11 protein-coding genes are annotated in these 11,386 nt (G+C 64.6%); 1 reads left to right on the top strand and 10 read right to left on the bottom strand.

Annotated features, from left to right (window positions below; translation table 11 throughout):
• The 3 genes from AC1DYI_RS16740 to AC1DYI_RS16750 form a co-directional block, all read right to left on the bottom strand.
• Positions 1-535, bottom strand: a 535-nt coding sequence (locus tag AC1DYI_RS16740) for a CaiB/BaiF CoA transferase family protein (RefSeq protein WP_477205265.1), incomplete at its 3' end; no start/stop codon positions are given.
• 1 nt (position 536) lies between these two features.
• Positions 537-1,403 carry an HTD2 family dehydratase gene (locus AC1DYI_RS16745; protein WP_477205275.1) on the bottom strand — a complete coding sequence of 289 codons (867 nt, stop codon included), beginning with the start codon at positions 1,401-1,403 and terminating at the stop codon, positions 537-539.
• Positions 1,404-1,423: 20 nt separating this feature from the next.
• Entirely contained in the window at positions 1,424-3,481 is a 2,058-nt protein-coding gene (locus AC1DYI_RS16750; protein WP_477205266.1) for a 4-oxalomesaconate tautomerase, read from the bottom strand.
• 91 nt (positions 3,482-3,572) lie between these two features.
• Here AC1DYI_RS16750 and AC1DYI_RS16755 point away from each other — a divergent pair, with 91 nt between their 5' ends.
• A complete protein-coding gene (locus AC1DYI_RS16755) occupies positions 3,573-4,487 on the top strand; it encodes a LysR family transcriptional regulator (protein ID WP_477205267.1) in 915 nt (304 codons plus the stop codon).
• A 95-nt stretch (positions 4,488-4,582) separates the two neighbouring features.
• Here AC1DYI_RS16755 and AC1DYI_RS16760 read toward each other — a convergent pair whose 3' ends face one another.
• The 7 genes from AC1DYI_RS16760 to AC1DYI_RS16790 all read right to left on the bottom strand — a co-directional run.
• Positions 4,583-4,771 (bottom strand): T6SS amidase immunity protein Tai4 family protein, encoded by a 189-nt coding sequence (locus tag AC1DYI_RS16760; RefSeq protein WP_477205268.1) that lies wholly within the window; start codon positions 4,769-4,771, stop codon positions 4,583-4,585.
• The gene (locus tag AC1DYI_RS16765) at positions 4,710-4,886 is read right to left on the bottom strand and encodes a hypothetical protein (protein ID WP_477205269.1); all 177 of its coding nucleotides are present in this window, start codon (positions 4,884-4,886) and stop codon (positions 4,710-4,712) included. The genes AC1DYI_RS16760 and AC1DYI_RS16765 overlap by 62 nt, the downstream gene beginning before the upstream one ends.
• A 224-nt stretch (positions 4,887-5,110) precedes the next feature.
• Positions 5,111-5,875 carry a substrate-binding periplasmic protein gene (locus AC1DYI_RS16770; protein ID WP_477205270.1) on the bottom strand — a complete coding sequence of 255 codons (765 nt, stop codon included), beginning with the start codon at positions 5,873-5,875 and terminating at the stop codon, positions 5,111-5,113.
• A gap of 101 nt (positions 5,876-5,976) precedes the next feature.
• Positions 5,977-6,315, bottom strand: a complete 339-nt coding sequence (locus tag AC1DYI_RS16775) for a hypothetical protein (protein WP_477205271.1) — start codon at positions 6,313-6,315, stop codon at positions 5,977-5,979.
• Between the two features lie 361 nt (positions 6,316-6,676).
• Positions 6,677-9,289, bottom strand: a complete 2,613-nt coding sequence (locus AC1DYI_RS16780; protein WP_477205272.1) for an AAA family ATPase — start codon at positions 9,287-9,289, stop codon at positions 6,677-6,679.
• A 279-nt stretch (positions 9,290-9,568) separates the two neighbouring features.
• Complete coding sequence (locus tag AC1DYI_RS16785; RefSeq protein ID WP_477205273.1) at positions 9,569-10,246, bottom strand: DUF2971 domain-containing protein; 678 nt, start codon at positions 10,244-10,246, stop codon at positions 9,569-9,571.
• A gap of 398 nt (positions 10,247-10,644) precedes the next feature.
• The coding region (locus AC1DYI_RS16790) for a LysR substrate-binding domain-containing protein (protein ID WP_477205274.1) at positions 10,645-11,386 on the bottom strand (742 nt) is incomplete at its 5' end.

An 11,386-nucleotide genomic window follows, 5' to 3' on the forward strand; every position in this document is an offset into this window, starting at 1 on the left:
GGATGTTGGTGTAGGCGTACATGCCAGCGGCGATGTCGGCGATCGACGGACCGGCCTTGCAAGGTTCGTCGGGCGTGCCGGTGACCGAGACGAACCCCGCCTCGCTCTGGATCAGCAGGTCGTAGGCCTTCTTGTCACGGTAGGGGCCGTCGGCACCGTAGCCGGAGATGTCGCAGACGATGATGGCCGGCTTCTTCGCCGCCAGCACCTCATAGCCCAGGCCCAGACGCGCCGCGGCGCCGGGCGCCAGGTTCTGCACCACCACGTCGGCCTTCTCCAGCACCAGGCGCTCGAGCACCTTGGCCGCTTCGGGGTGCTTCACGTCGAGCGTGAGGCTCTCCTTGGAGCGGTTGGTCCAGACGAAGTGCGAGGCCAGGCCACGCACGCGGGCGTCGTAGCCGCGGGCGAAATCGCCGGTGCCCGGGCGCTCGATCTTGATGACCCGGGCGCCGAGGTCGGCCAGCTGGCGGGTCGCGAACGGCGCCGCGATGGCGTGTTCGAGCGTGACGACGGTGACTCCCTTGAGCGGCTGCACGTYAGGCTCCCCTCAGCGTAGCGACCGCATCCATCGTGAGCCAGCCTTCATGGTCCTGAGCCCAGAGCTTGATCGTCTTGCCGTCAGATTGAAGCTGGCCGTTGACGCGGAACGGGTTCAGGTCGAAGGTCGGGCGCACGGCCTTGAAGCGGAACGCTGCGACGTCGGCGTGCGGCGCATGGCGTCGCACCACGTCCATCAGCAGCGTGGCGATCAGCGGGCCATGAACAATCAGGCCCGGATAGCCTTCGACCTCGGTGACGTACTTGCGGTCATAGTGGATGCGATGGCCGTTGAATGTCAGCGCTGAATAACGGAACAGCAGCACGTCGTCGGGCACGATCTCGCGTTGCCAGGCGGCACCGGCCTCGGCGGCCTGCGGCGCAGGCTCCACGTCCCCGGGGCGCTTGGCCTCGCGGTAGACGATGTCGTGGAACTCGACGATCGCCGGATCGGCCGATCCGTTGCTGCGCAGCTCGTGGCGCACCTTGACGAACACGAGCTTGCCGGTGCGGCCTTCCTTGACCGTCACGTCGGCGATGGTCGAGGTGCGCTCGACGGCATCACCCACCCGCACCGGCGAGCGGAACTCGAACTGGCTGCCGGCCCACATGCGGCGCGGCAGCGGCACCGGGGGAAGGAATCCGCCCCGCTTGGCGTGGCCGTCCGGGCCGATCTCGCTCTGGCGGTGCAGCGGCAGGAAGTACAGCCAGTGCCACAGCGGCGGCAGTGGCGTCCCCGCCTCCACGGGCATGGCGGGGTGGTCCAGCGTCGCGTTGAGCGCACTGACGGGCGTCGCGCCGATCTGGTCTCGCACCGTCTCGCTGCGGCCGATCCAGGCCTTCAGGTGCTCGAGAGAAGTGTCCATGTCCGAAGCTCCTGGTGTGTTCAGTCGGCGGTCAATTTGGCGCGTTGCACAACCGCTTTCCACTTCGTCAGCTCGCTCTTCACCAGGTCACCGAACTGCTCCGACGTGCTGGTCTCGACATCGGCGCCGTGCTCTTCCATGCGCTTGATGACCTCCTTGTCGGCGAGCACCTGGTTCAGCGCCTTGTTGAGCTGGTCGATGATCGGCTTGGGGGTCTTCGCCGGCGCGAAGAATCCGTACCACTGCTGTACGTCGACGCCGTCCACGCCCGCCTCCTTCAACGTCGGCACGTCGGGCAGCAGGTTCGAGCGCTTGGGACCGGCCACGGCCAGCGCCCGCAGCTTGCCGCCCTTCACCTGTGGCAGCGCAGTGAACAGGCTCGGGAACATGAACTGGGTCTGCCCGCCGATGGTGTCGCTGATCGCCGGTGCGGAGCCCTTGTACGGTACGCCCAGCATCGTGACGCCGGCGTTGAGCTTGAAGAGTTCCGCGGCGTAGTGCGGCGCGGTGCCGTTGCCGGCCGAGGCGTAGGTGTATTTGTCCGGCTTGGCCTTCAGCTGCGCCACCAGGTCCTTCACGTCCTTCACCGGGACGGCGGCATTGGCCACCAACAGCGTCGGCGAGTAACCCACCAGGCCGATGGGCGCGAAGTCGGCCACCGGGTCGTAGCGCAACTTCTGCAGCGCCGGGTTCATGGCATGGGTGGCGATGTAGCCGAACATCAGCGTGTGGCCATCGGCCGTGGCTTTGGCGACGAACTCGCCGGCGATGGCGCCGTTGGCACCGGCGCGGTTGTCGATGATCACCGTCTGACCGAGCAGCGGCCCGAGCTTTTGCGCGATGGTGCGGGCCATCGCGTCGTTGCCGCCGCCGGCAGCCGTCGGCACGACGATGGTGATCGTCTTGTCGGGGTAGGCCATGGCCAGAGGTGCGGAGGCGGCGACCACGGCGGCCACGACGGGAGCAATCAGGCGCTTCATCGGTTTGTCTCCTTCAAGCGGTTTCGAGAATACGTAAGGGGGGATGTGCAGGTCGCCCTGCAGGATCTTTCGGGCCGTGCGGATCAGGGCGGCCCGCTGGATGCGGGCCTCGCCACCCTCCCCGTCGATGGCGACTTCGACTTCGATGCGGCCTTGCGGGTGCAGCACCGAGATCGCGCGGACCCCTTCCCTGCTGGACACGCTGCTGACCACGGTGCCCGGCAACACGAAGGCGGTGGCCACGCCGATGGCGCCGGTGACCGCATGGGAGGCATGGCAGCGCCGGGGCGTGAAGTAGCGCGAGGTGATGCTGTCGGCGTCGTCACCGTCGCTGGCAATCACTGGCTTGGGGATCACGCTGGCCGACACGTCGCCCAGGCCCATGGCTTCGCCGGCGGCGCAGCGCAGCCTTTCGATGCGCGCCAGCAGTACGGGATCGGCGTCCAGGTGCTCGGGCAATTCGCGGCCGGTCAGGCCGAGGTCCCGCGCCCGCAGGATGACCAACGGCATCGCAGCATCGATGCAGGTCACCTCCAGCCCGTCGACCACGTCGATGCGGTGGCCGGAGGGGAAGACCGAGCCGGTCACCGAGCCCCAGGCGTCAAGGAAGTTGAGGCGGATGGGGGCGGCGGTGCCGGCCACGCCGTCGATGCCGGTGTCGCCGTCGTAGGTCACGCGGCCACCCGGCGTCTGGATCGTCACGTCGATGCGTGAGCGGGTGTTGACGTTGAAGACACGCACCGTCGTTTCGCCGACGCCGGCAGCCACCAGCCCCTGCTCGACGGCGAAAGGCGCCACGCCGGAAAGCATGTTGCCGCAGTTGGGGCGGGTGTCGACCGAACGCTGGCCCACGCCGACCTGGGCGAAGAGGTAGTCGACGTCGCAGTCCGGCTGCGCCGACTTCGACACGATCGCGACCTTGCTGGTCAGGCTGCTGCCGCCGCCGACGCCGTCGACCTGCAGCAGGTCGGACGCACCAATCGCACCGATCAGCACCTCGTCGCGTACGGCCTCGTCCTGGGGCAGCCACTCTCGCAGGAAGAACGGGCCACGCGAGGTGCCGGCACGCATCAGGACGCAGGGCAGGACTTGTTTCATGGGCCGCATCTTCTGGCCGGGCATTGCAAAAGTGAATTGCATCTTTAAGATCAACTGATCCACACAACGCATCAATCACCGGAGCACGGCGATGGCCATCAACTTCGACCTGAACGACCTGCTGGCCTTTCGCGCGGTGGCCGAGCTGAGCAGCTTCCGCAAGGCGGCCGAATCGGTCCACCTCTCGCAGCCGGCCTTCAGCCGGCGCATCGACAAGCTGGAGCAGGCGCTCGGCGTTCGCCTGCTGGAGCGCACCACGCGCCGGGTGACGCTCACCGCCGTGGGGCGGGACTTCGAGCGCAAGGTGCGCGAGCTGCTGGATGAGCTCGACTCCACGCTGCTGGGCATTCGCGGCGTGGCGGCCACCCGGATGGGCGAGGTGACGGTGGCCTGCGTACCGTCGACCGTCTACTACTACCTGTCAGAGGTCATCCGGCGCTACCACGAGCGCTGTCCGAAAGTCCGGGTCAAGGTGCTGGATGCCGGTGCGAACGAAGTGCTTGCCTCGGTGGCGCGCGGCGAGGCCGACTTCGGCCTCAACTTCATCGGGGCGCAAGAGGGTGAGCTGGAATTCAAGCCCCTGATCGAGGAACGCTTCGTGGCGGCCTGCCGGCGCGATCATCCCGTGGCGAAGTTGCGCAAGGTCACCTGGGCCCAGCTGGGGCAGCACGACTTCATCTCGGTCGGGCGTACCTCTGGCAACCGGGTCTTGCTGGACCAGGCGCTGGCGGGCGTGGCCGGGCGACCGCAAGCCATCTACGAAGCGCAGCACGTGACCACCACGCTGGGCCTGGTCGAGGCCGGGCTGGGGGTGGCCGCCGTCCCGTCGATGGCCATGCCGGGGCCCGACCACCCGCTGCTCGTCAGCGTGCCGCTGGTCGACCCCGTGGTGACGCGCAAGGTGGGATTGATCCGCCGCCGCGGGCGTTCCTTGTCGACTGCTGCTCAGCAGCTGTTTGACCTCTTCAGTGAGGTCAAGGGAAAAAGGGCGCGATCCTCAAGATGAGGCTGCAGGCGGCAGGCGGCATCGAGCCGGCTGCACTGTGTGCGAACGCGGCCGCATCGGGCGCAGCGAAGCATTGGGGACGCGTGGGCCTTGCCCTATCGGGGAGCCGTGGCCCACTTGGCAGCAAGCGCTTCAAGCTCCTTGCTGTGCAACAGATCGATGCACTTCATCGTGTTGAACTCCGACTGAACGGCAACGCTGTACTTGCGCTGGGAGTAGCGCTCAGCGAGCGCGCGCAGCGCGTCGATTCTTGGGGATCGGGAAGCCGGTCTTGTTGAGCACATAACTCATCCGGATCGGACACGCATTGCGAAAGCCGCCTTCGGGCAGTTCGATGTTCGTCTGTACGTTGCCGCCGATCTTCTTGCCGACCTCACCGACCGGAACTCGGACTGCCATGAACGCGGCCCACGCGCTGTTGAATGAAGGTCGCGCCATATCTGAAGTTCCGCCTCGGTTGCACAGCAGGCCGCTCGACGCCTTTGGCGCTCAACGGGCTGCCCTGCCCCATTCTCTGGGCACTCGGTCCGATAAAAATCGGTCGAAGGTCTTCCTCCGGGGACCAGACCTGCAGCAGGGCCATCTCCATAGAGCTAGCGCGCCTGCCGATCATCGCGGCCTCCTCAGTTAGGAACCTCGACCCCGAAGCGCTGCCCCATGCGCTTCAGTTCACCGCTGCGAACGAGTTCGAAGAAGGTCTGGTCGAAGCGTTGCCTCAGGGCCTCGTGGCCTGCCCCCTTGGGGAAGGCAAAGTACCCGATCTGCGAGGAAATCGGCGGCGCGATGGGCTCCAGCCGGCCGCCGAGCCCCAGCTGGAACAAGAGCCCGTCGACGTTTCTGCGATTGGCGGCCAGCAGGTCCATCCGGTCGCCGTCCAGCATGCGCAACGCCCCCTCCAGCGAGTTGATCCGCTCGATGTGCAAGACGGGCTCGGCGGCTTCGAAGCCTGCCCCGTAGACCCATCCGTTGATCGCTCCGATGCGCGCACCCGCCAGCGTCTCGAAGCTGCCGTTCCAGCGCCAATCCTTTCCTCGGCGGACGAAGAACAGCATGTCGTCCCGGTAGAAGCCTTGGGCCGAGAAGACGAATCGCATCAGCCGCTCTTCGCTCTTGTAAGGGCCGATGAGGATGTCTGCATCGCCCTGTTCGACCATCGCCTGGGCGCGCGGCCAGGGATACAGGTCGAATTCGACCTGATCGCCCATGCGGCTGGCGATCTCACGCAGCAACTCCACGCCCAGCCCGTGGTAGTTGCCGTCCGGTGTGCGTTCGAACACCTTCGCGAACGTCGTGCCCGCCGCCTTCCACGTGCGTGCCTCCGCCCCATGGCCGAGCAGTAACAGGCAGGCCATCAAAAGCATCAGCCCCATCTGCCCGGGTCGCTTCATGATTCGCTCCGCGTACTTCACCGATGGGATTTGCGGCATGGTCGGCGCCGTGGCTCATTGTGCTACCCGATCGAATCGGAGACAACGCAGGGGTTCGCGCGCTAAGCCTGCCAGACTCCATAGCCTGCTTCCCGCAAGCCAATGGCCAATTCGACTTCCATCTCCAGTGCCGCCTGGTACGGCATCGGGTTGTACACCTCGTAAAGCTGCGGTATCAGACGAAGACCGTACTGAAGGACGAAGCGATTGGCCTGCACACCGGCCTTGTGCCGATCGAAGCGCAGATCGGCGTCGAGGCCGGTCATGCCGACGTAGACAAACGGCTTGCCAAGAATGTAGTCCGGATTGGCCCTGCGAAACGCGGGCTCGCTCCACACCCGATCAGACAATTCCACTACGTAGACATGATGGTGATGGCGGGCAGTCTTCCGAGCAGCCATGGCGGCTCGGATTGTCCGCATCGCGACGGGGCAGGGTCGCGAGCCGGACGATTCGTGCCCTGAATTCTGGAGAGCGGGCGCCGCGCCGGCTTGAACGAAGCGGCCGATTGTCAGTTCCGGTTCGACGGTTGCGCAGCGAGTGCTGCCCGTGACCGTCGGCCGGCATATTCACGCTCTCCGGCGCTCAGCGGTCGCTCGGCTTGACCAACGATGCTGCCTCGACCGGCAGTTGTAGGCTGCGCAGCAGTATGTCTCGCGATGCTCTCCGTCGCACCAGCGACCGCTTCCTTGCGCATCGAAACTTCGGCATCGAATGCGTCAATAGCCCTCGGCAATACTCAACATCCGCGATCCGCCGCTTCTAAGCGGCTGCTTTCGCACTCTTGTCCCTTCGCTTACGAATTTCGCTAACCCAGCCGTCCAGTGCCTCAATGTCTGTTTTCAGTTCCGCAGATCCCGGGACGGGCGCCCGCGCCGCTGGCGCTTTGTCGTGCCCCGGAAGCCAGGATGAACACTTAGTCATCGCGACCTCTACTGCCCTGCAATCTTCCGGTGTGATGTCGGCGATCTGCGCAATTTGCTGCGTCTGAACGCTAGGTCGGAAGCGTTCGACAAGACCTCCGAGTAGCACCTCCTCCAATGCCCGCTCCCAACCCTCGCGCAGCAAACCGTAGAGGTGCTTTGCTTCCTTCTCATAGGCGTCCTGTTGACCGTCCCGTTCCAGCTTGTTAGCCGTCTGCCATTCGTTCTTGAGGAAGCCGATCTTCTTTTTGATTGCCATCGCAACCCAGGGAAGTTCCGCCTCGCAGACGCCCGCGCCTTTTGGAAGCTGGCGCACATGTTGATCTAACGCTGTGATGCCGATTTGTTCCGCGTATCGCTTCAACGCGAGTAGGAAGACTACGTCGTGCGTGAAGACGATGACCTGACGCGTCTTTGACTCCTCGACCAGACGCCGCGCGACGCTCTCCCGCCACCGGAAATCGAGCGAAGAGACGGGATCGTCGAACACGATGGCGGATGGGTCATCCGCAGTGCTCAACTCGGCGAAGAACGCCGCAATGGTGAGACAGCGCTGCTCCCCTTCACTAACGATCTTCGGCAGGTCATAGCCTGGCGCGCGCGAGAGTACGAGCTTGTGATAGAAAACGCCGTCCGCCCCGCCCTGCTCCTTAAGCTCGACCTCGACATGTCGGAAGGAGAGGTTGACCAGTTCGTTCTGGAAGCTCTGCTTGAGCTTTTGTGAAACGGCGGCCTTGGTGACCGCTGTGCTCTTGGCCGTGATGGCCGTCGTCTTGGTTTCCTCCAGGCACTGACCGTAGGCGGCATACTTCTTCTTCCGTTCGATCTCGTTGAGCACGCTCGCTTCATGCGCAGCGAGTAGTTTGCGGGCGCGCAGTTCCTGCGCTTCAGCCAGCACCTTCTTCTCCGCCTCCTTGTTTACGGCTGCGCGAAGAGCCTTGATGCGCCCCTCCAACTGTGCCACTAGCGTAGTGATCTTCGCGGCCATGGGAATGACCTCGGCCAAGTCTCGTGGGAGCAAGCCGTTTCCGGCAAGACAAGCGGCGACTGCCTCCCGCCGCTTTTCGTTCGCCGTGATCGCCTCGTGGACTTCTATGGCGGTTGCTTCCTGATCCAGAGCAACTTCTTTCAACGCATCGTCCACCGCCTCCGACGTGATGTTGAGATCGACGAAGGCCTTTCGCTGCCGTGCGTAGGTTTCTCGGAGTTCGCGCAGCTCACCTTCCGTTTTGGAGACGACGAAGGCTTGGAACTGTTGGAACCGATGGACGCCGGCATGGCCGAGTTGCTGCTGGCACAGCACGCACTGGGCACCTTCCTCGGTCACAGGAAACGGCTGGCCCGGATAGGCGGCGTCCTCTGAAAAGCGGCGAGCAGCTTCCCACATCGCTGCCCATCCTTCCGTTCCCGTGCCCGTCAGAAGGCCTTCAGGGAACGTCGCCTCGCGCAGGCGCTTTGCCTCTTCGGCCTTGCGCACACCCTCGGCACGTGCGTTGATCACTGCCAGCACTGCCTCAGGCGAAAGCGCCGTCTCCACGGCGGTTAGATGGCGGGCCAGCGCAGACACCCGCCCATGGCGCAATGTGAGCTGTTGAGCGAGTTTTTCTGGATCGTTGGCCTGATGGTCAAGAAGCATCGTCTCTAGCAAGGCTAGCTGCGCCTCCTCCTCGTCTGTGAGATGCACCAGTGCCCTGAGCGCTTCGGGCTTTGTCAAGGAACTCAGGCTCGTCAAGAACTTGGTGGCCACCGTTCCCGGCGGAAGCTGCGGCAGGATCGCGGTCAATCCATCGGGCCCGAGTGCGCGCTGGTCGGCCTCCAGCTGGGAGCGAACACCTTTGCACGCCCGAACGAGCTTGTCGAAGAGATCGAGGCCAAAGGGGCGAAACTTGACGTTGGTTTTTTCGGTCAAGTACACGGCGGCGCCGTGGGTATCGAAGACGCTGACACGCGAGATCATCTCGTCATCTGGCGCGCCCATCCATTCCCGTGGCACAGGCTCGCCTCCCACGAGATACTTTATGGCGACCACGGGCTTGGGCGGCGCCACACCCGATACGACATTTCCTAGAATCGTCTCCTGACCACGCGCATGGCATGCGTTCTTTAGGATGCGGATGTAGCCTGACTTGCCCGCCCCGTTGTCACCGTACACGACGGTCAGGCTCGGAGCGAAATTCAGCGTTTGCTCTTCAGCGAGTGCATTCACCCCGTGATGGTGGAAGATCGAAACCAGCGAAACCGGCGGCCCAGCGGCCTTGTCAGGAATGTGCTGCTTTTCCAGCGGCTCGACTTCCTGCGGCTCCCCAAGACCGTGACTGCCCTTGCAGATTTCCGTCAGGCCACGCAGGTCAGACTCGTTCAGCTCGCCAGTAACGACGAGCCTGCGCAACGCATCCCGCTGCCAGAGCGGACGCTCCTGCGACCAGGCGAGTATCTCTTGCAGTACGGTCATTGAAGGCGCCCTTAGCTGCTGGTCTATCACAGCCGCGCACCAAAGTCATCTCCAGCGGGAGGGATGGTCTCTCATCGAGTTGAGGGCATGCAGAATGCGTCTCCACGCGGGTTGGTGTTCGCACGGCAATGGGAGGGGCCCGCGCCTTGCCGTGAAGGGCTGCTTCGGCGTGGCCGAAGCACTGGCGCTCCCGGCCAGGAGCGGTCAGCCGTTCATCCCGTACAGGAATTGGGGCGCCTGCATTCCGGACGGCTTGTCGGCACCGTCGCCTTTCATCCGTCAGCGCTTGTGCGGTAGCACCACGATCGGCGAGATCTTCTTTTGCCTGACCATTGTGAATGTCTCGAAAGCGGGGCGCGCCTTGATGATTTCGACGGACTTTTCGACTTTGCCTACCAGGCCCTTGAACGATCCGACGCTGTTCGTACACCGCGCGCCGACAATGATCTCCCGAAGCGTCAGGTTTGGTCCAAAGTCCAGGTAGTACTCGCCGTTCGTCGGGTCGGACTCTTCCAGTTTCGCGAAGAGTCGCCACTCTTCTTCGTAGGCCCACTGCGCGTATTTGGTCGTGACTACCCTCTCAAGCAATTCAACGTCTACGCCTCGAATCGGCTTCGCGAGATCGACCGCCCACCGGATGCGCTCTGGTTCGTAGACGATCTGCTTTGGCTTGTCGTCAGGCACATCGAAGCCAAGGCAAACGCCCGTGTGTGATCGTGCATAGTGCGCCCACATCACTGGGCTCTTCCAGTGCTTGCCGAAGCAGATAACACCCAGCGACTTATCCCAATGGTCGCGAAGCATCTTGAAGATGTATCGCTCTTCGGCGCCACCCTGATGAAAGCTCATCAGCTCGAAGGGGTCATTCAGGCGGGCGAACTGACTGAGCCGCATGCGCTTCTCAGGAAGGATGTATTTCACCGCTGTATCGAGCGCGGTCATGTAGTACAGACGCATGCTCAATAGTAGAGCGACTGCCAGCGCCGGTCACGCGGCGAGCCTMGATTGCAGCGGAACGACTGCTCTGAGTCGGGTGCCAACGGCCTGCGCGTGCGGATGGAGACACTCGCTCGCCATCCGTTGGCCACAATGGTCGCGTGACCGGTGACGTAGGTGCAGCGGCCCTTCGCGGCGCCGGTCGACGAACGACAGGTGACCAACTCCGCCGACATTCGGGCCGCTGTCAGCGAGCGACAGCACCCAGTCTCTTGTCGCCCCTCACCTCGCCGCCGTGTGCGACGGCGGGTTGCCGGTCCGGGTCTTCGCCGAGCCGCCCCCAGCTAGCAGCAGTCGTCGGGCCTGGCGCAATCGCCTGGCCAGCCGAGCAGCGCACGTCGCTCACGCAGGCCCATCAATCAAGAATCTCTCGCCACCTCGCATTCGCCGCTGATCCAGCTTTCAAACGCCCGCATGGCCGCGCTGCGCTTGCGCGACGCGAGTCGAGTGAGCCAGTAGCGTCCGCCGTCGATCTGCACGTCGAACAGGCGCACCAGGCGGCCGTTGCGCAGGTCGCGGGTGAACAGGTCGACCGGTAGCAGCGCCACGCCAACGCCCATCGCGGCAGCCTCGGCCAGCGCCAGCGAAGCGTCGAACACCATGCCGCGCACAACCGGCGGCTCAACGCCCGCCGCGCGGAACCAGGCGTGCCACTCGTCCGTCCGATAAGAGCACAGCAGGGTTTCGCGGTCCAGATCGCGGGGCGTGCGGATGCGCGTGGCCAACGCTGGCGCACACACGGGGGCCAGCGGCGCGCGCATCAACGGTAGTGCCTCGGTGCCGTGCCAATGGCCATCGCCAAAGCGCACCGCGGCATCGAGCCCCTCGGCGGCGAGGTCTACCCGGTTGTTGTGGGTGGACAGTCGCAGATCCACGAAGGGATGCAACTGCTGGAAGACCGGCAGCCGAGGTAGCAGCCAGCCCACGGCGAAGGTGGCCACCACCCCCAGCGCCAGCACCTCGCGCGGACGCCGCTCGCGCAGGCTGGCAAGCGTGCCGCCAATGCGCTCGAAAGACTCGGCCAGCACGGGCACCAGGGCCTGGCCTTCGGCGGTGAGCGCCAGGCCGCGCGGCAGGCGGCGAAACAGCGGCACTCCGAAG

It is taken from the genome of Ideonella sp. P3_A4 (assembly GCF_056403075.1).